The 22,715-nt window shown below is 65.0% G+C and carries 18 protein-coding genes and 1 pseudogene; 5 read left to right on the top strand and 14 right to left on the bottom strand.

Going from position 1 to position 22,715, the window contains the following annotated elements; all coding sequences use genetic code 11:
- The first annotated feature begins 86 nt into the window (after nt 1–86).
- Complete coding sequence (locus ACLHHB_RS07220) at nt 87–374, top strand: hypothetical protein (protein WP_410217598.1); 288 nt, start codon at nt 87–89, stop codon at nt 372–374.
- On the opposite strand, the gene uvrB is transcribed toward ACLHHB_RS07220, so the two are convergent.
- From uvrB to coaBC, 10 genes and pseudogenes are all read right to left on the bottom strand, one after another.
- On the bottom strand, nt 371–2,557 hold the full coding sequence (uvrB, locus tag ACLHHB_RS07215) for an excinuclease ABC subunit UvrB (protein ID WP_410217597.1): 2,187 nt from the start codon (nt 2,555–2,557) through the stop codon (nt 371–373). The two genes, ACLHHB_RS07220 and uvrB, sit on opposite strands and share 4 nt — an antisense overlap.
- A 55-nt stretch (nt 2,558–2,612) precedes the next feature.
- Nucleotides 2,613–3,830, bottom strand: coding sequence for an NAD(P)/FAD-dependent oxidoreductase (locus ACLHHB_RS07210; protein WP_410217596.1), 1,218 nt, complete (start codon nt 3,828–3,830; stop codon nt 2,613–2,615).
- Nucleotides 3,831–3,930: 100 nt separating this feature from the next.
- Nucleotides 3,931–5,142: a cysteine desulfurase gene (locus ACLHHB_RS07205; RefSeq protein WP_410217595.1), complete on the bottom strand. Its 1,212-nt coding sequence runs from the start codon at nt 5,140–5,142 to the stop codon at nt 3,931–3,933.
- On the bottom strand, nt 5,139–5,732 hold the full coding sequence (locus ACLHHB_RS07200) for a Yip1 family protein (protein WP_410217594.1): 594 nt from the start codon (nt 5,730–5,732) through the stop codon (nt 5,139–5,141). The genes ACLHHB_RS07205 and ACLHHB_RS07200 overlap by 4 nt, the downstream gene beginning before the upstream one ends.
- A complete protein-coding gene (locus ACLHHB_RS07195; protein ID WP_410217593.1) occupies nt 5,729–6,247 on the bottom strand; it encodes a hypothetical protein in 519 nt (172 codons plus the stop codon). The genes ACLHHB_RS07200 and ACLHHB_RS07195 overlap by 4 nt, the downstream gene beginning before the upstream one ends.
- The gene (locus ACLHHB_RS07190) at nt 6,220–7,533 is read right to left on the bottom strand and encodes a SufB/SufD family protein (protein ID WP_410217610.1); all 1,314 of its coding nucleotides are present in this window, start codon (nt 7,531–7,533) and stop codon (nt 6,220–6,222) included. The genes ACLHHB_RS07195 and ACLHHB_RS07190 overlap by 28 nt, the downstream gene beginning before the upstream one ends.
- Before the next feature lie 23 nt (nt 7,534–7,556).
- Nucleotides 7,557–8,311, bottom strand: a pseudogene (sufC, locus tag ACLHHB_RS07185) (Fe-S cluster assembly ATPase SufC).
- Between the two features lie 77 nt (nt 8,312–8,388).
- Nucleotides 8,389–9,909: a Fe-S cluster assembly protein SufB gene (sufB, locus tag ACLHHB_RS07180; RefSeq protein WP_410217592.1), complete on the bottom strand. Its 1,521-nt coding sequence runs from the start codon at nt 9,907–9,909 to the stop codon at nt 8,389–8,391.
- 44 nt (nt 9,910–9,953) lie between these two features.
- A complete protein-coding gene (locus tag ACLHHB_RS07175) occupies nt 9,954–10,997 on the bottom strand; it encodes a cysteine desulfurase family protein (RefSeq protein WP_410217591.1) in 1,044 nt (347 codons plus the stop codon).
- Nucleotides 10,994–12,190 (bottom strand): bifunctional phosphopantothenoylcysteine decarboxylase/phosphopantothenate--cysteine ligase CoaBC, encoded by a 1,197-nt coding sequence (gene coaBC / locus ACLHHB_RS07170; protein ID WP_410217590.1) that lies wholly within the window; start codon nt 12,188–12,190, stop codon nt 10,994–10,996. The genes ACLHHB_RS07175 and coaBC overlap by 4 nt, the downstream gene beginning before the upstream one ends.
- 127 nt (nt 12,191–12,317) lie before the next feature.
- On the opposite strand from coaBC, the gene ACLHHB_RS07165 reads away from it, so the two are divergent.
- On the top strand, nt 12,318–13,832 hold the full coding sequence (locus tag ACLHHB_RS07165) for a YifB family Mg chelatase-like AAA ATPase (RefSeq protein ID WP_410217589.1): 1,515 nt from the start codon (nt 12,318–12,320) through the stop codon (nt 13,830–13,832).
- Between the two features lie 150 nt (nt 13,833–13,982).
- Here the strand turns inward: ACLHHB_RS07165 and gshB are convergent, their stop codons facing one another.
- From gshB to rsmI, 3 genes are all read right to left on the bottom strand, one after another.
- Nucleotides 13,983–14,936 (bottom strand): glutathione synthase, encoded by a 954-nt coding sequence (gene gshB / locus ACLHHB_RS07160; RefSeq protein WP_410217588.1) that lies wholly within the window; start codon nt 14,934–14,936, stop codon nt 13,983–13,985.
- Nucleotides 14,937–14,999: 63 nt separating this feature from the next.
- Nucleotides 15,000–15,365: a YraN family protein gene (locus ACLHHB_RS07155; protein ID WP_410217587.1), complete on the bottom strand. Its 366-nt coding sequence runs from the start codon at nt 15,363–15,365 to the stop codon at nt 15,000–15,002.
- 13 nt (nt 15,366–15,378) lie between these two features.
- The gene (gene rsmI / locus ACLHHB_RS07150) at nt 15,379–16,308 is read right to left on the bottom strand and encodes a 16S rRNA (cytidine(1402)-2'-O)-methyltransferase (protein ID WP_410217586.1); all 930 of its coding nucleotides are present in this window, start codon (nt 16,306–16,308) and stop codon (nt 15,379–15,381) included.
- Between the two features lie 110 nt (nt 16,309–16,418).
- Here rsmI and ACLHHB_RS07145 point away from each other — a divergent pair, with 110 nt between their 5' ends.
- From ACLHHB_RS07145 to murJ, 3 genes are read left to right on the top strand one after another with little or no spacing between them, the layout of a single operon-like run.
- A complete protein-coding gene (locus ACLHHB_RS07145) occupies nt 16,419–17,627 on the top strand; it encodes a penicillin-binding protein activator (RefSeq protein WP_410217585.1) in 1,209 nt (402 codons plus the stop codon).
- A 21-nt stretch (nt 17,628–17,648) separates the two neighbouring features.
- The gene (locus ACLHHB_RS07140) at nt 17,649–20,432 is read left to right on the top strand and encodes a [protein-PII] uridylyltransferase (protein ID WP_410217584.1); all 2,784 of its coding nucleotides are present in this window, start codon (nt 17,649–17,651) and stop codon (nt 20,430–20,432) included.
- Nucleotides 20,429–21,958 (top strand): murein biosynthesis integral membrane protein MurJ, encoded by a 1,530-nt coding sequence (gene murJ / locus ACLHHB_RS07135; protein WP_410217583.1) that lies wholly within the window; start codon nt 20,429–20,431, stop codon nt 21,956–21,958. Before ACLHHB_RS07140 ends, murJ begins: the two co-directional genes overlap by 4 nt.
- Here the strand turns inward: murJ and ACLHHB_RS07130 are convergent.
- The gene (locus ACLHHB_RS07130) at nt 21,955–22,656 is read right to left on the bottom strand and encodes a rhomboid family intramembrane serine protease (protein ID WP_410217582.1); all 702 of its coding nucleotides are present in this window, start codon (nt 22,654–22,656) and stop codon (nt 21,955–21,957) included. The two genes, murJ and ACLHHB_RS07130, sit on opposite strands and share 4 nt — an antisense overlap.
- Between the last annotated feature and the right edge of the window lie 59 nt (nt 22,657–22,715).

Below are 22,715 nucleotides of genomic sequence, written 5' to 3'. Positions count from 1 at the left end.
ATCCGCTGTATCCTCGTATCGGTTGGCGTGCATGAACACCTTCCTGCAAAACGCCATCATTCCTGTCACAGAAGAAAGTCGTGATCATGACTGCAATCCCCCTCCGTTTCACGAAGACAGCCTCTGCCTCTCTTCTGGTGATGCTGGGCCTTGGGGCCTGTGCAGGCAGCCCATACGACATCAACGCCCGCCAGTGCAGCCCTGCCGAGCATCAGGCCCTGGTCGGGCGCAACATCGGGGAGATCATGCTGCCCCCCACCCTGCGCACGCGCGAGGTATGGCCCAATGGCGCCGCACCTCAGAACACCAACCCTGCCCGCCTGACAATGTATCTGGACGAAAAGGGTTGGGTCCGTCGGGTCGCTTGCGGTTAACGGCTCCGCTTCGAGCGCTTGTTGCCGCCCCGCTGGCCGGCACGGCCCGCGGTCGATCGGCCTGAACTGCGCACGGCTGCCTCGGCCGCTTCCTCGATCACGGTCTGGCGGGCCATCGGATCATCGGCAATGGCCAGGTCAACAGCCTCCAGCCGCTTGACCTCGTCACGAAGCCGCGCCGCTTCCTCGAACTCGAGGTTCTCGGCCGCCTTGCGCATCTGGGCGCGCATGGCCTCCAAGTGGGCCGCCAGATTGGCGCCGATCATCGGCTTGTCGACCTTTGTGGTGATCCGTGACTGGTCCGTATCACCCTGCCACAGCCCTGCCAGCACATCCTCGACATTTTTGCGAACCGTCTGCGGCGTGATCCCGTGTTCGATGTTATAGGCCATCTGCCTTTCGCGACGGCGATCCGTCTCGGCCATGGCCCTTTCCATGCTACCAGTGATGCGGTCGCCATACATGATGACCCGCCCTTCCGCATTTCGCGCTGCCCGCCCGATGGTCTGGATCAGCGACGTCTCGCTCCGCAGGAACCCTTCCTTGTCGGCATCCAGAATGGCCACCAGTCCGCATTCGGGAATGTCCAGACCCTCGCGCAGCAGGTTGATGCCAACCAGCACATCGAACGCGCCCAAACGCAGGTCGCGGAGGATCTCGATCCGCTCGATCGTGTCGATGTCGCTGTGCATGTAGCGAATCTTGATGCCCTGCTCGTGCAGGTACTCGGTCAAGTCCTCGGCCATGCGCTTGGTCAGGGTGGTGACCAGTGTTCGGAAGCCCGCCGCCGTGACCTTGCGCACCTCGTCCAGCAGGTCGTCGACCTGCATCTCGACCGGACGGATCTCAATCTGCGGGTCCAGAAGACCCGTGGGGCGAATGATCTGCTCGGTGAAGACGCCGCCCGTCTGGTCCATTTCCCATTGCGCCGGAGTCGCGGACACGAAAACCGATTGGGGCCGCATCGCGTCCCATTCCTCGAACTTCAGGGGGCGGTTGTCCATGCAGGAGGGCAGGCGAAAGCCGTGCTCCGCCAGCGTGAACTTGCGCCGGAAGTCGCCTCGGTACATGCCGCCGATCTGCGGCACCGAAACATGGCTTTCGTCGGCAAAGACGATGGCATTGTCGGGAATGAACTCGAACAGCGTGGGGGGCGGTTCGCCCGGCGCACGCCCGGTGAGGTATCGGGAATAGTTCTCGATGCCGTTGCAGACGCCCGTGGCCTCCAGCATCTCGATATCGAAATTCGTCCGCTGCTCCAGCCGCTGCGCTTCCAGCAGCTTGCCCTCGTCGGTCAACTGCTTCAGGCGGTCATGCAGCTCCTTCTTGATGCCCTTGATGGCCTGCTGCATCGTCGGGCGCGGCGTCACATAGTGGCTGTTGGCATAGATGCGGATCTGCTTGAAGCTGTCGGCCTTGGCGCCGGTCAATGGATCGAACTCGGTGATCGCCTCAAGCTCGTTCCCGAAGAAGTCGAACCGCCACGCACGATCCTCAAGGTGCGCGGGCCAGACCTCGACCAGGTCGCCCCGCACGCGGAAACTGCCGCGCTGAAAGCTGGCGTCCAGGCGCTTGTACTGCTGCGCCACCAGCTGTCCCAGAAACTCGCGCTGGTCATAGCTTTGGCCCACGACCATGTCCTGGGTCATCGCCGAATAGGTCTCGACTGACCCGATGCCGTAGATGCAGCTGACCGAGGCGACGATGATCACGTCGTCCCGCTCCAGCAGCGCACGGGTGGCGCTGTGCCGCATCCGGTCGATGGCCTCGTTGATCTGCGACTCCTTCTCGATATAGGTGTCGCTGCGGGCCACATAGGCTTCGGGTTGGTAATAGTCGTAGTAGCTGACGAAATACTCGACGGCGTTATCGGGAAAGAACCCCTTGAACTCGCCATACAGCTGGGCAGCCAGGGTCTTGTTCGGCGCGAGGATGATGGCAGGACGTTGCGTTTCCTCGATCACCTTGGCCATGGTAAAGGTCTTGCCGGTGCCGGTCGCGCCCAGCAGAACCTGTTCGCGTTCACCTGACATCACCCCGGAGGCCAGTTCCTTGATGGCCGTGGGCTGGTCACCCGCCGGCTGGAAATCGCTTTTCATGACAAAGCGTTTCCCGCCCTCCAACTTGGGGCGGGTCACTTCGGGAAAACGCATCACCGGTGCGCTGGTGTTGTTGTGACCCATGAGGTTCCTGTTCCGTTCGGAGTTGCTCCCAAGATGTGTCCGGCAGTGCCCGAGTTCAACCGCGTTTCAGCCGCGCGGGCTGAAGTTCCGCCCACCCTTCCCCGCCGTCCAGTTCGTCCGCAAGGATCTCGGCCGTGACTGGCCCTAGGGTGAAGCCCTGATGCCCGTGACCGAAATGCGCCCAAAGGTTCGGCTGATCCGGCACCCGCCCCACAAGCGGCAGCATGTCGGGCATGCAGGGCCGGCGCCCGGTCCAAGGCTCGGCCTCGACCGGGGCGCCGAGGTCGAACAACTCCCGCGCCGCCTTTTCGCCATGGGCCAGCTGCGGGGGTGACAGGCGCGGATGAGGCGTCAGTTCGGCCGCCGTTGCGATCCGCAGGCCGCGGCGCATCGGCGACAGCACGACCGAATTGCCGAAATCCGCAATCGGATGATGGGGCGGCATCTCCAGGTGGTAATGACGGTGATAGCCACGCTTGTACACCATGGGGACCCTGAGACCAAAGCGCTGCGTCAGCATTGGCGACCACGGTCCGAGGGCGATGACGGCGTGTTCGCCGATGGCCTCGTCCGCGACCCAGGCGGCACCCTTGCGGTGCAGATCCCCCGCATCACCGTTCACGATCCGGCCGCCGTTCTTCTGGAACAAGGCCGCATAGGCCCCGACCAAGCCGCCCGGATCAGCGCAGTTCCAGCTGTCGGCCCAATGCGTTGCCGCCGGAATCTCGATCCTTATCGACGGCTCCAGCGCACGCAGTTCGCGCCCGTCCAGCAGTCGCGCCTCGACCCCGAACTCGCTGAAGAACCGTTCAACGGTCTGCCGCGCCTGTTCTGCCTTGGCCGGTGTCCGGTGCAACTCGATATAGCCGTTGCGGCGAATGATGTTGTCAGCCCCTGCGGCCGCAATCAGCGGACCATGCCGCTCGGTCGACTGGCGGATCAGCTTGGCCCATGTCACGGATGCCCGCTTGTGCGCCGCCGGCAAGGAGTTGAGGGCATAGCTGAACACCGCACCCATCTGCGACACAAGACCCTTGGGCGTCCATTTGACATCATAGCCGCGTCCCAAGGCGATCTGCATCAGCGCCCCGGGCGACAGTGGCATGGCATAGGGCTCGACCGCCTCGGTCTGGATCAGGCCGGCATTGCCATAGCTGGTCTCACGTCCCGGCACGCCACGCTCGATCAACGTGACATCATGCCCGCGCTCCTGCAGCGCCAGAGCCGTCGAGACGCCGACCATCCCGCCACCCAGAACCAGAACCTCGGCCATGCCTGTCTCCTTGCTGACTTTGCGTCAAGGAGGCAGACATTCCCACAACCGGCAAGAATTTTCGGCTGATCTTCGGTGACCAACCAAATCTTCGCAAGATTCAGGCAAAAAGCTCGCGGCAGAAGGTCAAACCTTCGACAAGAGCGTCCACTTCCTCATGAGTGTTGTACATGGCAAAGCTGGCGCGGGCACTGGCCCCGATTCCCAAGTGTTCCATCAGGGGCATGGCGCAATGAGTGCCGGCCCGCACTGCAATGCCCTTCTTGTCGAGGATGGTCGATATGTCATGGGCATGGGCCCCTTCCATCGTCATCGAGAAGATCGCCCCCTTGTCCGGCGAGTCTCCCTGGATCTGCAGCCAGTTCAACGACCGCAGGCGGTCACGTGCATGATCGCGCAGCGACCTTTCATGGGCGGCGATGTTCTCCATCCCCAATGACATCATGTATTCCAGCGCAGCGCCAAGCCCGATCTGGTTCACGATGCCCGGTGTCCCTGCCTCGAACCGCAGGGGCGGATCGGCATAGGTCACGGCGTCCCGGCTGACGGTGCGGATCATGTCGCCTCCGCCCAGGAACGGCCGCATCTCGGCTTGGCGCTCGGCCTTGATCCAGATCGCGCCGGAGCCGGACGGTCCGTAAAGCTTGTGTCCCGTGATACAGTAGAAATCGACGCCAAGGGCGCGGAGGTCCACCGGCATGTGGACGGCCGCCTGGCTTCCATCGACCAGCACCGGAACATCCGTGCCCGCCGCAATGGCCGCAACATCGACAACTGTTCCCGTGACGTTTGACATATGCGTGACGGCGATCAGCTTGGTCCGCGGCCCCACCGCCGCCAGCACCTTTTGAGGATCGAGACTGCCATCGGCCTCGGGCTCGACCCATTTCAGGACAACGCCCTGCCGCTCGCGCAGGAAGTGCCACGGCACGATGTTGGCGTGGTGCTCCAGCAGGGACAGGACGATTTCGTCGCCCGCCTGCATCCGCGGGGCCGCCCAGCCATAACTGACCATGTTCAGCGCCTCGGTCGAACCCGAGGTGAAGATCACCTCGTCCTCGCGCGGGGCGTTCAGGAACCGCGTAATGATGCCCCGAACGCGTTCGTAGTTGTCGGTGGCCAGGTTCGACAGGGTGTGCAGGCCGCGATGCACGTTTGCATATTCCTGCTCATAGGCTTGGGTGATCGCTTCGATCACCACCCGGGGCTTTTGCGCACTGGCACCGTTGTCCAAGTAAACCAGCGGCTTGCCGTTCACCCGGCGCGACAGGATCGGAAACTGGGCACGGACGGCGTCGACATCAAAACTCATTGGGGCATCTCCGGCATAAGGCCAAGCGAGGCGGCAAAGAAGGACAGGACGAACCCCATTGCCAGAAGCGTCGCGAACATGATCAGCAGAACCTTGGGCCCACTGGTAAAGCCGTGAAGGGCCTTGGTGAACTGCACCGTCAGCCACAGGAACAGGGCCACGGCCAGAATGCTCAGCACGCCGGCAAGCGCAGGCAGGGCAAGCGCCAGGATGATCTGCAGGGCCTGCACCATCAGCAGCATCACCTCGATCCAGACGGTCAGCAACAAGGCATCGGCGAACCGGCCCTGACCGCCAAACACGCGCCCCACCCCGCTCATCAACCCTGCGCCCAGAACAATGGCAGCCAACTGCATTCCCGCAAGGGTCAGCGGCTGCTGCCCCAAGGTGAACATCGGCGTGGCGTCATCCTCGGGCCGGGCGAACAGCAGCGTGGACAGATAGGCCAGGATGCCCGAAAGGGCCACTGCGGCGATCAGGGCCATCCAGCGTGCCTGCATCGGCCAGCCCTGCCCCATCAGCCAATGGGCCGCCTTTTCGGGATTGCGCAGCGTTTGGCGCGACAGCGCCTTGAAATCGTCGAATGTCATGTGCGTTTCGCCAGCGCCGAAAGGCCTGCGCCCCAGATGATCAGAAAACCCAAGCCCGCCACCGTGCGGGTCAGGGTCAGGACGGGGCTGGGACCGATCAGGCCCACAACGAGCCCGGCCAGCAGAACAGCAGGCGTCACTGCCAGAAGCGCCCAGAACAGAGCGATCCGCGATTCCCGTGCATCGATGGGCCACGGCGTGACCCGCGAGATCAGGGACACAAGTCCAGCCATGGCATAAGCCAGCAGCGGCATCATGAAGATGCTGCCCATCGCCGCACCCCCCATCCGCGCATCCAGCGGGATCGAGGGATCCATCTGTGCGGCCCGGACATGGACAGGCGCCTGCCCGATAAAGGTGATCAGCATCGCCAGCATCAGGACCGCCAACAGAACCCGATCGGGCATGCCGGACAAGCCCCGCACCACCCGGCGCGGGGCCCACCAGCTTTCCAGCACCCGCAGGACCATGCCGCTGCGGGCGGGCCCTAGACCTGCGGACGACTTGTCAGCCACTCTTCCAGCCGTTCGTTGATTTCGGCCCGCAGTTCCTCATCCTCGACCTCTTCCAAGGCGTCGGCGAGGAAGGACAGGACCAGGAAGACAACGGCGCGCTCATACGGCACCCCGCGCGAGCGGAGATAGAACAAGGCTTCCTCGTCGATCGCTCCGGTGGTTGAACCATGTGAACATTTCACATCATCCGCATAGATTTCCAGCTCGGGCTTGGCCAGGAACTGGCTCGCCTCGTCCAGCAGCAGCGCTTGGCTGATCTGATAACCGTCGGTCTTCTGCGCGCCCGGCTTCACCAGGATCTTACCTTGGAAGACGCCCGTTGCCCCGTTCTTCAGAACCTTCTTGAACACCTGCCGGCTTTCGCCGCGCTCGGCCCCATGGGTGATGAAGACAGTGTCGTCATGATGGAACGGCCCGACATCCCCATCGCCCAGAACGGCGGCTGCGATATGCGCCACGGCATCATCGCCGGCCATGTCGATGACGCCCTCGTGACGCATGATCGTCCCGTTCACCGCCAAGGTAAAGCTTTTCAGCGTCGCCCCTTCGGCCACGCGGGCGAACAGATGCGACAGTCCGATCCGAGGATCGATGGCACGCTTGGCCGCAATGTGGTGCAACCGGGCACCAGGCGCCAGATCCACCTCGAGCACGCCATTCGACCGCGCTCCGACCATGCCACTCTCGAGGAAGGTCAGCTCAGCCTCCTGCTCGACGCGGATGACATGGTGCCAGAGGGCATCCGCACTGTCCGTGGCACGGCGGTGCAGAACATGAACCGGTTTGGAGGGCTTGCCCGTCACGCGGATCAGCACACCGTCCCGTGCCGCCACCGTGTTCAGCGCGGCAAAGGGGCGTTTCACGGGTATCTGGCCCGCAGCCTCCAGCGATCCGTAAAGTCCGGCCGCCCAGTGGTTTCCTGCCGGGTCAGCCTGCGCAAGGGTCGAGACCTCCACACCTTCCAGCGCCAGATCGTCCGAGGCCGCAGCATCGAATGCTCCGTCCACGAAGACCAGGGTCAGCTTGTCCCGCCCGACAAACAGGGGCGATTCCGCAACACCTGTATCGAACGGCAACGGCTGGGGCTGTGCCGCATTGAAGGGCCGCGGATCGGTGTAGCGCCAGTATTCGTCACGCGAACCGGGCAGACCCATGTCGCGCAAACGCGCTATTGCATCGGCCCGGGCGGCACCGGTGAAGCCGCCCTGGGGCAGATTCATCGTGGCCAGCCTGGCTTCCAGTGCCGTGGCAGTTTTGGATGCGCCCGACACCTGAGGCGTCTGCATCTCCTTGACGGCGATGTCGCTCATCAGCCAGCCTCCGCCAGAAGGTCGCCGTAACCGTTCTCTTCGACTTCCAGCGCCAGTTCCGGGCCGCCCGACTTGATGATGCGGCCGTTCGACATGATGTGGACGACGTCCGGCTGAATGTGGTTCAGCAGGCGCTGGTAATGCGTGATGACGAGGAAGCTGCGGTCTGGGCTGCGGAGTGCATTCACGCCTTCGGACACCAGGCGCATCGCGTCCACGTCCAGACCCGAATCCGTTTCATCCATGATGCACATGCGAGGCTCCAGCATCGCCATCTGCAGGATCTCGTTGCGCTTCTTCTCGCCGCCCGAAAAACCCACGTTGACGGGACGCTTCAGCATCTCGGGGCTGATCTGCAATTCGGCCGCCTTGGCACGAACCACCTTGAGGAACTCGCCCGAGGACAGTTCGGCCTCGCCCCGCGCCTTCCGCTGCGCGTTCACTGCGGTGCGCAGAAAGGTCATGTTGCCGACGCCGGGATCTCGACAGGATACTGAAAGGCCAGGAACAGGCCCGCGGCGGCACGTTCCTCGGGCTCCATGTCCAGCAGGCTTTCGCCGTGCAGTGTCGCCTCGCCCCCGGTGACCTCGTAACCGTCGCGGCCCGACAGGACATAGGACAGCGTGGACTTGCCCGAGCCGTTCGGACCCATGATGGCATGAACCTGACCAGCCGGAACCTCCAGCGACAGACCCTTCAGGATCTGCTTGTCCTCTTCCTCAAGCTTGACATGCAGGTTGTTGATTTTCAGCATCTTTTCCTCAAACGGCGAAGGCGCCGCAGGGGCGCCGTGATAGCGTGTGGCCGGACCTGCGGGGTCCGGCCGGATGATCAGCCCACCGAGCCTTCCAGCGAGATGGCGACCAGCGATTGTGCCTCCATGGCGAATTCCATCGGCAGGGCCTGCAGGACCTCGCGGCAGAAACCGTTGACGACCAGTGCCACGGCCTCTTCCTCGTCCATGCCGCGCGAACGGCAATAAAACAACTGATCGTCATCGACCTTGCTGGTCGTGGCCTCGTGCTCGACCCGGCTCGAGGTGTTCTTGACCTCGATATAAGGCACGGTATGCGCCCCGCACTTGTCACCGATCAGCAGGCTGTCGCACTGCGTATAGTTGCGGCTGTTCGTGGCACGCGGGTGCATGGTCACCAGACCGCGATAGGTATTCTGCGCCTGTCCCGCAGAAATCCCTTTCGAAACAATACGCGAGCGCGTGTTCTTGCCAAGATGGATCATCTTGGTCCCGGTATCCGCCTGCTGCCAGTTGTTGGCGATGGCAATTGAATAGAACTCGCCCTGGCTTTCATCACCGCGCAGGATGCAGGACGGGTATTTCCACGTGATGGCGCTGCCGGTCTCGACCTGCGTCCACATCACCTTGGCACGCGCCTCGCGGCAGTCCGCGCGCTTGGTGACAAAGTTGTAGATGCCGCCCTTGCCGTTCTCGTCGCCCGGGAACCAGTTCTGGACGGTCGAATACTTGATCTCGGCATCTTCCAGAATGACCAGCTCGACCACGGCGGCGTGCAACTGGTTGGTGTCGCGCTTGGGCGCAGTGCAGCCTTCCAGATAGCTGACATAGCTGCCCTTGTCGGCAATGATCAGTGTCCGCTCGAACTGGCCGGTGTTTTCGGCATTGATGCGGAAATAGGTCGACAGCTCCATCGGGCAGCGCACCCCGGGCGGGATGTAGACAAAGCTGCCGTCCGAAAAGACCGCGCTGTTCAGCGTCGCGAAATAATTGTCCGACTGCGGCACGACCGAGCCGAGGTATTTCTTCACCAGATCGGGATGTTCGCGGATCGCCTCGCTGATCGAACAAAAGATCACGCCGGCCTTGGCCAGTTCGTCCTTGAAGGTCGTCCCGACGCTGACGCTGTCGAACACGGCATCCACCGCCACGCGGCGTCCTTCGGCGGGCGCGTTCTCGGCGCCCTCGACACCCGCCAGAATCATCTGCTCGCGCAGCGGGATCCCCAGCTTGTCATAGGTGGCCAGCAGCTTGGGGTCGACCTCGTCCAGCGACTTGGGCTTCACGTCCATGCTTTTCGGACGCGCGTAATAATACTGGTCTTGATAATCAATCTCGGGATAGTTCAGCATCGCCCATTTCGGCTCGGTCATGGTGACCCAGCGGCGATAGGCCTCCAGCCGCCATTCCGTCATCCATCCCGGCTCGTTGTTCTTTTCCGAGATGAGCCGGACGATATCCTCGTTCACGCCCTTGGGGGCGTATTCCATCTCGATCTCGGTATCCCAGCCGTATTTGTAGCTGCCCATGTTCTGCACGGTTTCGACCGTTTCACGGTCGACGCCTTCGCGCACATCAAGATCGGTGGTTGCCGTCATCGCTTGTCCTTCCTCGGTGGCAGGCCCCTGCCCGCCCGTTCCTGTCACGCCGTGGCCCTGTCGCGCCAGCGTGAATACGCTTTTTCCCAGGCATCCGCAAATCGGTTGATCTGATCGTCACCCAAAGCCGGGCTTATGGATATTCGTATGGCCGATTGCGAAAGCTGATCGTCAAATCCCATTGCCTGAAGCGAGCCGCTGGCCCTGACCTTGCCGGAGGAACAGGCCGACCCCGCCGAGATGGCAAAGCCCGCCAGATCCATCTGCATGACCTGCGTCTCACCCTTCCATCCCGATGTAAGAAGGCAGGTCGTGTTCGGCAAGCGCCGAACCCCTTTTCCGGCAATGATCGCCCCGGGCGCGATGTCGCAGAGCCGCGCCTCCAGCGCGTCCCGTCGTGCCGCCACCTCGTCCCACAGGCCGGCGTCAAGATCCTTCTGCGCGGCCGTGGCGGCGGCGGCAAATCCCAGGATGCCGATCAGGTTCTCGGTCCCCGCGCGACGCCCTTGCTCCTGTCCGCCGCCGCGGATCAGTGCCGGCAGTTCGGTGCCCTTCCTCAGGACCAGCGCACCGATCCCCTTGGGTCCGCCCAGCTTGTGCGCACTGACAAAGCCCGCGGTGATGCCAAGCCAGTTGAAGGCAAAGGGGACCTTGCCAAAGGCCTGCGTCAGGTCGCTGGAGGCCAGACCCTGCGGCAGGTCCTGCATGACCCCCGTTTCGTTGTTGGCCAGTTGCAGGCTTGTCTGCGCCGGATCGTCCACCGTCACGATGCCGTCGCGATTCACGGAGAGAGTGGCGTCGCACCAGACCTTGACGGCGCTGTGTTCGGTTGCCGCGCATCGCATCGTGCCCTGCGACAGGACCATCGCCGCCGCCTCGGTCGCGCCCGAGGTAAAGACAACGTCCGCACCCTCGGCGCCCAGCGCAGCAGCCACCTGTTCGCGCGCGCGCTCCAGCGCCATCTTGGCGGCCCGTCCCTCCGCATGAACCGATGAAGGATTGCCGGCAATCTCCATCCCTTCGGTCATCGCGGCCATGGCTTCGGCACGCAACGGGGTGGTGGCGTTCCAATCAAGATAGGTTCTCATGCGATTTCCTTCGCGATACGGTCCGCCAGCCGCGCGGCGACGGCATCCTTGGCCATCCGCGGCCAGGATTCGGCACCGCCATCCGTGATCAGCGTCACCGCGTTCTCGGCCCCGCCCATGATGCCTGTCCCCGGGCTGACGTCGTTGGCCACGATCCAGTCGCAGCCCTTGCGGATACGCTTGGCCGTGGCATGGGCCACGACATCTTGGGTTTCGGCGGCAAAGCCGACCACCAGGCGCGGCCGCTGATCCGCATGGCTGATCCAGGCAAGGATGTCCGGATTTTCCGCCATCTGCAGCGCTGGCGGACGTCCACTGCCGTCTTTTTTCATCTTGTGGCCGCTGGAGTTGACCACCTGCCAGTCCGCAACCGCGGCCGCCATCACCGCTGCATCGGCGGGCAGCGCGGCCTGAACGGCCTCGTGCATCTGTCGGGCGGTCTCGACCGCGATCACCCGAACACCTGCCGGTGCGGGCACCACGGCGGGACCTGTGACAAAACTGACCCGCGCGCCCAGATCGCGCAGGGCGGATGCCAAGGCCGCCCCCTGTGCCCCGCTGGAACGATTGGCGATGAAACGCACCGGGTCGATCGGCTCATGCGTCGGCCCGGAGGTCACGATGACATGCTTGCCGGCCAGCGGCTGCGGCTGCGGGGTCAGCGCTTGGCGGATGGCTGCCAGGATTGCCTCGGGTTCGGCCATGCGGCCGGGGCCATATTCGCCGCAGGCCATGTCGCCGCTGTCAGGACCGACGGTCAGGATGCCATCGTCCTTCAGCGTCGCAAGATTCCGCCGTGTGGCCGGATGGTCCCACATCCGCACATTCATGGCGGGCGCGATCAGCACCCGCTTGTCCGTCGCCAGCAGCAGGGTCGAGGCCAGGTCACTGGCCATGCCCTGCGCCATGCGCGCCATCAGGTCGGCGGTGGCAGGCGCCACCACCACCAGATCGGCACGCCGCGACAACTGAATATGTCCGATCTCGGCCTCGGTCCCCTGATCCCACAACGTGTCATGAACAGGCTCTCCGGCAAGGACCGACAGCGTCATGGGCGTCGTGAACTGGGCACCGGCCGTTGTCAGGACAGGCGTGACGGCGGCCCCTGCCCCCCGGATCAGGCGGATCAACTGCGGGATCTTGTAGGCCGAGATCCCTCCGCCCACGATCAACAATATCCGTTTGCCCTGCATCCGTCCTCCGGCCGATCACGTGGCACAGATAGCGCCCGCGCCACGCTGCCGCAAGGAACCCGGTGGCGTTAATCCTTCCTTAACCGCCAAGCCGTTAACCATTCGCCTCGAACTCAAGGGGGCAGTCATGGTCGCAATCGCCTATTCGGTGGCGTTCGAGGGCGTCGAGGCGCGACTGGTCGAGGTGCAATGCGCCGTCGCTGCGGGCCTTCCGACCTTTTCCATCGTGGGCCTTCCCGACAAGGCCGTCAGCGAAGCACGCGAGCGGGTCCGCGCCGCCTTTGGAGCCTTGGCCATCGCGCTGCCAAGCCGCCGGCTGACCGTGAACCTGTCGCCTGCGGATCTCCCCAAGGAGGGCTCGCATTTCGACTTGCCCATTGCGCTGGCTGTTCTGGCGGCGCTGGAAATCATTCCCGCCGAAGAACTGGCCCGATGCGTTTCCCTGGGGGAGCTGGCTCTGGATGGGCGGCTTGTGCCCGTTGCGGGGGCCCTGCCCGCCGCCCTTGCCGCGTCCCAGGAGGATCGCGCCCTGATCTGCCCGCGAGCCTGCGGCGCGGAAGCGGCCTGGATCGAGCAGGTCCCCGTTCTGGCCCCGGCGACCCTGCGCGAGGTGATCGAACACCTGACGGATCGCGCGCCCATAGCGGCGGCACGCGCCGGAATGGTCCAGGATTCGCCCGGCACGCTGTGCCTGTCCGATGTCAAAGGACAGGAGCGGGCCAAGCGTGCCATGGAAATCGCGGCAGCAGGGCGGCACCACCTGCTGATGGTCGGTCCTCCGGGCGCCGGCAAATCGATGCTGGCGGCCCGCATGCCCGGTCTGATGCCGCCGCTGTCGGCCCGCGAAGCCTTGGAAACCTCGATGATCCACTCATTGGCGGGAACGCTGGGCCATGGGGGCATCACACGCCGGCCGCCGTTTCAGGACCCGCATCACACTGCGTCCAGTCCCGCAATCGTGGGCGGGGGCCCCAAGGCCCGGCCCGGACAGATCAGTTTGGCCCATAACGGTGTCCTGTTCCTCGACGAACTGCCGGAATTCGACCGAAAGGTGCTGGAAACACTGCGCCAGCCCATCGAGACGGGCGAGGTCGTCGTGTCGCGCGCCAATGCGCATATCCGCTATCCTTGCCGGTTTCTTCTGGTGGCCGCCGCCAATCCCTGTCGCTGCGGACAGTTGGCTGATCCGGCACGGGCCTGTGCGCGGGCGCCCGTCTGCGGCAGCGATTACCTGAACAAGATCTCGGGACCGCTGATGGACCGCCTCGACCTGCGACTGGAGGTTCCGGGCGTCAGCCTGCAGGACCTGGACCTGCCGAACAGCGGGGAAACCTCGGCCCAAGTGGCAACACGCATTGCCGCGGCGCGTGACATCCAGGCAAGGCGTTTTCAGGATGAGGTCGGGGTGCAGGTGAACGCGGACGCCTCGGGTCCCTTGCTGGACCAGATCGCTGCGCCGGATGACGCCGGCCGCGTGCTGATCCACAAGGCGGCCGAGCGTCTGGGCCTGACGGCACGAGGGTATCACCGCATCCTGCGCACCGCCCGCACCATCGCCGACCTGGAGGGTTCGACCAAGGTCCATGTTCATCACCTGGCCGAGGCCATCAGCTATCGCCTGCCGTTTGTGGCAGGGGGATAAGGATCGGTCGGGCTGCCGCCGGTCAATGACCTTGCCGGCAAGACATTGTGCGGTCGCCCCTGCAACGGATGCAGGGGAGCTGGGACCAACTCACTGCCGCTTCCTGTCCACGCCCAGCGCGAAAGGCTGCCTGTTCGGAAACACGGGCTCTCAGGGTTGAGCAGCCGCCACCCGCCGTTCGATGGCCTGCCAGATCGCTTCGGCGGCATTGATGCCGTCGAAGCGCTCCAGTTCCTGGATGCCGGTGGGCGAGGTGACGTTGATCTCGGTCAGCCAGCCGTCGATCACGTCGATGCCGGTGAAGATCAGCCCCTTTTCCCGCAGGACCGGACCGATGCGGGCGCAGATCTCGCGCTCGCGCTCGGTCAGGCCGACCCTTTCGGCGCGCCCGCCGACATGCATGTTCGAGCGCGCCTCGCCTTCCTGCGGAACGCGGTTGATGGCGCCCACAGGCTCTCCGTCCACCAGGATCACGCGCTTGTCGCCCTTGACCACGGCGGGCAGGTATTTCTGCGCGATCATCGGCTCGCGGTTGATGCCGGCATAGGTTTCCAGCAGCGATGACAGGTTCGGGTCGCCCGGCTTGAGGTGAAACACCCCTGCGCCGCCGTTTCCGTAAAGCGGCTTGACGATGATCTCTCCGTGGCGCGCGCGGAAGGACCGGAACGCCGCGGGATTGCGCGAAATCATGGTGGGAGGCGTCAGGTCCGGAAAGTCCAGCACCATCAGCTTTTCGGGACAGTTCCTGACCCAGAACGGGTCGTTGACGACCAGTGTCCGCGGATGCACCCGGTCCAGCAGATGGGTCGAGGTGACATAGGCCATGTCGAAGGGCGGGTCCTGACGCAGCCAGACGACATCGAACTCCTCCAGATCAACCTCGGCCCAGTCGCCGAAGGTGACGTGATCGCCCTGGACCCGGCGCAGCGAGACGGGACGGCCCCGAGCGATCACCCGGCCTTCGTCATAGCGCAACTGGTCGACGGTGTACTGGAACAGGCGATGACCGCGCGCCTCGGCCTCGAGCCCGATGCGGAAGGTGCTGTCTGCGTCGATCGAAACATCCTCGATCGGGTCCATCTGCAAGGCGACGTGAAGGCTCATGGCGCGGCTCCTGTTATCCGGCCTTGTTCTGGCCTGCACCTCGAGCGGATGCAAGCCTGCCCGTCACATCTCCCCAAAGGCGTTGGGGATCACCTGCACACGTCCGGTGCCGTCGACCAGCGCAGCATCGAACCGCATCGGGACGCCCAGCGACCAGCCCCGCGCTTCGCAGAATTCGCAGGCGGCGCGGGTGATCCGCTGCATCTGCGACGGCAGCAGGCGCAGGGCGGCTTCGTCATGACTGCGGGCAGCCTTGACCTCGACAAAGACGATTTCCTCGTCCAGGCGCAGGATCAGGTCTATCTCGCCCGCAGCGCCCTTCCACCGGCTGGCCAGCAGATCGCCCCCCTGCAGGACATAGTGGCGCAGTACCGCCTCTTCGGCCATCCGACCCGAAAGCGCGGCAACTCGACCGCGCTGGCGACGCATGCCGGAAGGTCCGTCAGGCGTCATCGGGCTCGTCCCGCGCATCGCGGTCCAGCTCCAGCGCAAGCTGATAAACGTCGCGCTTGGGCAGTCCCAACTCCTGCGCGGCCTCCCGGGCGGCATCCTTGACGGAAAGGCGGCGCATGTATTCTTCCAGTACGTGACGCAGGCGGTCCTCGTCGACCTCGGCGGCGGAAGGCCGGTCCAGCACCATCACGACCTCCCCCTTCAGGCTGCCCATGCGCGGATCCCGCGACAGGTCCTCGGCGGTGCCGCGGATCACCTCCTCGAACTTCTTGGTCAGTTCGCGCGCGATGACCGTCTTGCGGTGGGGATCGATCGCGGACAGATCCTCCAGCGTCCGCCCCACGCGCCGGGGGCTTTCGAACAGGATCAGTGTCGAATCAACGGCCGTCCACCGGCGCAGCCAGGTCTGTCGTGCCGTGCGGGTGGAGGGCGGAAAGCCAAGAAACAGGAAGCGGTCGCTGGGCAGGCCGGACAGGCTCAGCGCCACCAGCGCCGCAGACGGCCCCGGCAGTGCATGAACCCGCGCGCCCGCCTCGGCCGCATCCAGTGCAAGCCGATATCCGGGATCGGCCACAAGGGGCGTTCCCGCATCCGAACAATAGGCCACGCTCGCCCCCTCGGCCAGCGCCGCCAGCAGGGCAGGCCGCGCACGGTCGCCATTGTGGTCATGATAGGACAGGATGCGCCGCCCCCGCAGGGGAATGCCGTGGATATCCATCAGGTGGCGCAGCACGCGCGTGTCCTCGGCCGCCAGCAGGTCGGCGCTGTTCAGCACATCCAGCGCGCGCAGCGTGATGTCGCGTGCGGCGCCGATGGGCGTGGCCACCAGATAAAGTCCCGGCTGCAGGCGTGCCGCCTCGACATGGGCCGTCAGCCTGCGGGCGGGTTCGACCTCGGGCCGGTCGCTCTGGGCACTCATCCTGCCTCCTGTCCGCGCGGGCCGGGGCCGGCGCTGATTGCTAATCGCGGGCGCAGGCCATAGGCTTTGCGCATCCGCGTGCTTCGTATCACATCGCAGGGAAGTTTCACATGTTCGCATCCGCCACAACCCGGCCTGCCCCTGGCCTGCGCCGCGCCGTGCTTCGCGGCGCCGCCGTGCTTTCGGCCTTTCTGCTCGCCGCCTGCGAGCCCGGCGCCTCGACCGAACAGGCCAGCGGACCCGAGGTGGGGCAGCTGATCGACCCGTCAAAGCCGGTCCGTGTCGCGCTTCTGGCGCCGGGCGGAACAGGATCGCAGGATCTGGAATGGCTGGCCCGCAGCCTCAAGAACGCGGCGCGCATGGCGGCAGGTGACGCGCAGGGCGCCAGCATCGACCTTCGCGTTTATGACACCGGCAGTTCCACCGAAACCGCCGTCGCCCAGGCCAATGCCGCGGCCGATGCCGGCGCACAGATCATCCTGGGCCCGCTGTTCGCCGAAGGTGCGAACGCCGTCGGCAATGCAATGCTGCCGCGCAACATCAACGTGCTGACCTTTTCGAACAACACACAGGTCGCGGGCGGCAACGTCTTCATCCTGGGAAACAGTTTCGAGAATATCGCGGACCGGCTGGTCGGCTATGGCGCCCAGCAGGGCAAGCGCAATCTGCTCGTGGTGGCCGAGGATGACGTCGCCGGACAGCTGGGCGGCCGCGCCATCGAACGCGCGATCGCCCGCAACGGCGCACGCATGGCGGCCCGCGTGAACCATCCCGTGTCGATCAGCGGGATTGACGCGGTTGCCCCGCGCATCGCCCAGGCCGCCCAGTCAGGTCAGGTCGATGCCGTCTTCATGACAGCCAACAACCAGGCTGTCCTGCCCTATCTGACGGAAAAGCTGGCGGCCGCGGGCGTGCGTTCGCCCGTGACGCAGATGATGGGCCTGACACGATGGGACCAGCCGGCCGACCGCTTGCGGATGCCGCAACTGGCCGAGGGCTGGTTCGCGATCCCCGACCAGTCCCTGCAGCGCCAGTTCGAGGCCCGTTATGCGCAGGCCTATGGCGAGGCGCCGCATCAGCTGGCATCGCTGGCCTATGACGGTGTCGCGGCGATCGCCTCGCTGGCGCGGAACGGCCGTCCGAACGCGCTGACCACGTCGGGGCTGACGCAGCGTGCGGGCTTCAACGGCGTCGGCGGCATTTTCCGGCTGCAGCGCGATGGCACTGTCCAACGCGGGCTGGCTGTCGCCACCATCCGTAACAACCAGCTGGTGATCTTGGATGCCGCGCCGCGCAACGCGCGCGGCCTGGGATCGTAAGAAACAGGACCACCACTCATCATGCCCGTCAACGGCCAGACCCCAAGCGCCCCGGTCATTTCCGGGGCGCATCCTGCTTTCGACCCGGCGGCCCTTGTCGCGCGGCTGGATGATTGTCTTCGGGACCTGACCGAACCCCGGCAGATCCGGGCAGCGACGGTGGCCCTTCTGTCCGAAACGCGCAGTTCGGCCATGGCGGATATCGAGGCAGGCTTTGCCACCCATCCCCGTGCAGCGCGCGAAACCGTGCGCGCCATCGCCACGCTGACCGACAGCCTGGTGACGGCCGTGCACCACGTTGCCACGACGCGGCTGCACCTCCAGCAGTCGCCTTCGGAAACCGAACGTCTGGCCGTGCTGGCCGTCGGCGGTTATGGCCGGGCGGAAATGGCCCCCGCGTCGGATGTGGATCTGCTGTTCCTGACGCCGTGGAAGATCACCGCCTGGGCGGAAAGCGTCGTCGAATCGATGCTCTACATGATGTGGGACCTGAAGCTGAAGATCGGCCATTCGATCCGCAGCGTGGACGATTGCCTCCGGCTCGGGGCGGGCGACATGACCATTCGCACGTCGCTGGTGGAGCACCGGCTGGTCGCGGGCCATGCGCCCTTGGCCGAAGACCTGCGCCATCGCCTGTGGTCCGAACTGTTCGAACGCACCATTCCCGAATTCATCGAAGCCAAGCTGGAGGAACGCGCATCCCGGCATCAGCGTCAGGGCGGCCAGCGCTATGTGCTGGAACCGAACGTCAAGGAGGGCAAGGGCGGGCTGCGCGACCTGCAGACACTGTACTGGATCGCGAAATACATCCACCGTGTCGATCGTGCGGTCGAACTGGTCGATCTGGGTGTCTTTTCGCGCGACGAGCATCTCTCCTTCTGGCAGGCCGAGGATTTCCTCTGGGCGGTGCGCTGCCACCTGCACCTGATTTCCGGACGCTCCGTGGACGTGCTGTCCTTCGACATGCAGGTCGAGGTCGCGCGCCGCATGGGCTATGTCGACACGACGGCCCGTCGGGGCGTCGAATACTTCATGCAGGATTATTTCCGCCATGCGACCCGCGTGGGCGAACTGACCCGCGTCTTCCTGACCGAACTGGAGGCGCGGCATGTCCGCAACGCCCCCTTCTTGGGACGCTTGTTCCGCAAGCGGCGCAAGGTCCGGCCGGGCTTTGTCGACCAGCAGGGCCGTCTGTCCTTCGAGGACGAGGCGCAGTTCCTGGCCGACCCCCTGAACATCCTGCGCTTGTTCGAGGAAGCGCTGCGGACCGGTGTGCTGATCCACCCGGACGCGATGCGGCTGGTGGCCGCGAACCTGGACAAGATCGACGCATCGGTGCAGGCCGACCCCGAGGCGATCCACATCTTCATGGACCTGCTTCTGAAACACGGCAATCCCGAACGGGCGCTGCGCCGCATGAACGAACTGGGAGTGCTGGCGGCATTCATCCCCGAGTTCGAGCCGGTCGTGGCGATGATGCAGTTCAACCTTTATCACCACTACACCGTGGACGAACATTCCATCCAATGTGTCGCCGCCCTGGCCGAGATCGAGCGGGGCGAACACCCCGAGGACCTGCCCCTGTCCAGCGAGATCATCGAGGCCGGGGTGAACCGCCGCGTTCTTTACCTGGCAACCCTTCTGCATGACATCGGCAAGGGCCGTCCCGAGGACCATTCGATCCTGGGGGCCCGCATCGCGCGCCGCATCGCCACGCGTTTCGGCTTTCCTCAGGATGACGTGGACACGGTCGAATGGCTGGTCCGCAACCACCTGCTGATGTCGGATGTGGCGCAGAAACGCGACATCTCGGACCCGCGCACCCTGCGCGACTTTGCCAAGGCGGTGAAGACGCGCAAGCGGCTGGACATGCTGCTGGTGCTGACCGTGTGCGACATCCGGGGCGTGGGACCCGGCACCTGGAACAACTGGAAGGCCATGCTGCTGCGCAAGCTGCACCAGGAAACGGCCGCCGCACTGGAAAACGGGCTGGAGGAGCTGAACCGAGACAAGCGCCAGGCCGAGGCCAAGCGATCCCTGCGCCACATGCTGATCGCCAAGGGATGGGACGGGCGCGCTATCCGTGCCGAGATCGCGCGCCATTATGACGCCTATTGGCCGGGCCTGCCCACCCAGACCCAGACCGTCTTCGCCGAATTGTTGTCGGGCCTCGGCCCCGACGAGATCCGCATCGACCTTCGGGCCGACCCTGACCGGGACGCGACACGGGCGGCCTTTGTGCTGTCGGACCATCCCGGCATCTTTTCGCGGCTGGCGGGGGCGCTGACCCTGACAGGGGCCAATGTGGTCGATGCGCGGACCTATACCACGCGCGACGGCTATGCGACGGCGGTGTTCTGGGTGCAGGACAGCGAAGGTCATCCCTTTGCCGAGGATCGCCTGCCCAAGCTGCGCCAGACCATCCTGCGCACGCTCAGGGGAGAGATCGTGGCGCGCGAAGCATTCGCCAGCCGGGACAAGCCGAAAAAGCGGAACCGGGAGTTCAAGTTTCCCACCCATATCACCTTCGACAACGACGGCAGCGACATCTACACGATCATCGAGGTGGACGCCCGCGACCGCCCGGGCCTGCTGTATGACCTGACCCGAACACTGGCGGCCAACCATATCCAGATTGTCAGCGCCGTGATTGCGACTTATGGGGCGCAGGTGGTCGACAGCTTCTATGTCAAGGACATGTTTGGGCTGAAGCTGCACAGTCCCGCCAAGCGGGATTCGTTGGAGAAGAAACTGCGCGCGGCCATCGCCGACGGCGTGAAACGGGCCGAGGCTGAACAGGCATGAAGAACGGACTTGTGCGGGGGTTCCTGTCGGTGGGACTCTGGACGCTGATCTCGCGTGCGTCGGGATTCGTGCGGGACATCCTGATGGCGGCATGGCTGGGCACGGGCGCAGTGGCCGAGGCGTTCCTGATCGCGCTGTCGCTGCCCAACATGTTCCGCCGCTTTTTCGCCGAAGGCGCGTTCAACACCGCCTTCGTGCCGATGTTCTCGAAAAAGCTGGAAGACGCGGAAGAAGCGCAGCGTTTCGCGCGAGAAGCGTTTTCGGGGCTGTTCCTGACGGTTCTGGCCTTGTCGGCGGTGGCGATGATCTTCATGCCGGGTCTGGTCTGGCTGATGGCATCGGGCTTTGCCGGGGACGAACGCTTCGACTTGGCGGTCGAATACGGGCGGATCACGTTCCCTTATATTCTGCTGATCTCGATGGCCTCGATGATCTCGGGCGTGCTGAACGCCAACGGGCGGTTCACGGCGGCGGCGGCGGCGCCGGTGCTGCTGAACCTGCTGTTCATCGCGGCCATGGGCATGGGGCGATGGCAGGGCTGGGACCTGGGCCTGACACTGGCATGGGCCACGCCTGTCACGGGCATCGCCCAGCTGGCGCTGGTATGGTGGGATGCGAAGCGGACGGGCTATGTCTTCTGGCCGCGCCGCCCGCGCCTGTCGCCCGACATGCGGCGGCTGGTGGCCGTTGCCCTTCCCGCAGCCTTTGCGGGCGGGGTCGTTCAGATCAACCTGCTGATCGGCCGCCAGGTCGGGTCACGCTTCGAAGGTGCGATCGCCTGGTTGTCCTATTCCGACCGGCTGTACCAACTGCCGCTCGGGGTGGTCGGTGCCGCGGTGGCCGTGGTGCTGCTGCCCGAACTGGCGCGCCGCATCCGGGCCGAGGATCACGCGGGCGGCCAGTCCGCCTATTCCCGCGCGACCGAATTCGGTCTGTTCCTGACCCTGCCGGCCGCCTTCGCGATCGCCGTCATCGCCGAGCCCATGGTTTCGACCCTGTTCCAGCGCGGGGCCTTCACGGCGTTCGACACGCAGCAAACCTCGGCGGCGCTGGTCGTTTATGCGCTCGGGCTGCCGGCCTTCGTGCTGCAGAAGATCCTGCAGCCCTTGTACTTCGCGCGCGAGGATACGCGGACGCCCTTCCGCTTTGCGTTGTTCTCGATGGTCGTCAATGCCGTCGCGGCCTTTGGCCTGATGCCGGTCTTCGGCTTTCTGGCGGCGGCGCTCGGCACCACCATCGCGGCCTGGGTCATGGTCGTGCAGCTCTGGTGGGGCACCCGTGCGATGGGACAAGCGGCCCGTGCAGATGCGCGGCTTCGGCGCGCCTTTCCGCGCATCCTTGCAGCGTCGATTCTGATGGCCGTTGTCCTGTGGTTCATGCGCGATTGGCTGGAGGCCTCCAGCCTGGGCCGCGGCGCCGGTCTTGCGATCCTGGTCTTCGGCGGCGCCGCGATCTATTTCGCCCTGGCCTATCTGATCGCGGGCTATCGTCCGTCGGAACTGAGGGCGGCGGTTCGGCGCGGTTAACGCTGTCGGATCTGCGCCAGGACACGGGCGATCCCTCCGCGGACCAGCAGGAAGGACAGCGCAAATCCGGTGGCAAAGCCCGCAATCTCGGCGATCCAGCCCTGACCCGCACCGCCGAACAGCAGCCCGAAGACCAACTGGAAGGCCAGCAGCACGCCGATCAGGGCAAAGGCCCGCAGGCGATTGGCGTTCTCGGCCGCGAGCCTTGTCCACAGCAGGAAGGTAAAGGCGCCAACCAGCCCATAGACGGCGGGATAACCCCCGATCAGGGGGGCGGCCCGCGCTCCGATCAGCGGCAGCACGGCGGAATAGACGATCGCCCCCCCGATGGCCGATCCCAGAAACAGCGCGACCACCGCAACGGGCCGGAACTGCTGCGCCACCATGTTGCCAAGCGCCAGCGTGAAGACCACCACGAACAGCGCATGCGTCAGTGAAACATGCACGAAGCTGAAGCTGAGGATGCGGTAGAGCTGGCTGAAATCGACCGCCCCAAGGGTCCAGACCCGTTGCGCCAGTTCCGGCGGAAAGGCGGTCATCCGGATCGCCGACAGGCGCAGGCCCACGCCTTCGGCCCCGCCGATCAGGCCGGTGGTGCCCAGGGCAAACACGGCCTCGGAGGCGATGACAGGCAGGGTCAGCAGCCAGATCACGGGGGGCAGCGGGTTCAGCGGAGATACGGGGGGGCCGGAGCGCATGGGCATTCCTGTTCAGGTTCGGAGAAGGTTGCGGAAGCTGGCCTCAACCGCTAAGCCAA

Origin of the sequence: Paracoccus sp. (in: a-proteobacteria) (genome assembly GCF_046462195.1) — a bacterium.
Taxonomy (GTDB): Bacteria; Pseudomonadota; Alphaproteobacteria; order Rhodobacterales; family Rhodobacteraceae; genus Paracoccus.
This window is presented reverse-complemented; position numbering and strand designations above follow the sequence as displayed.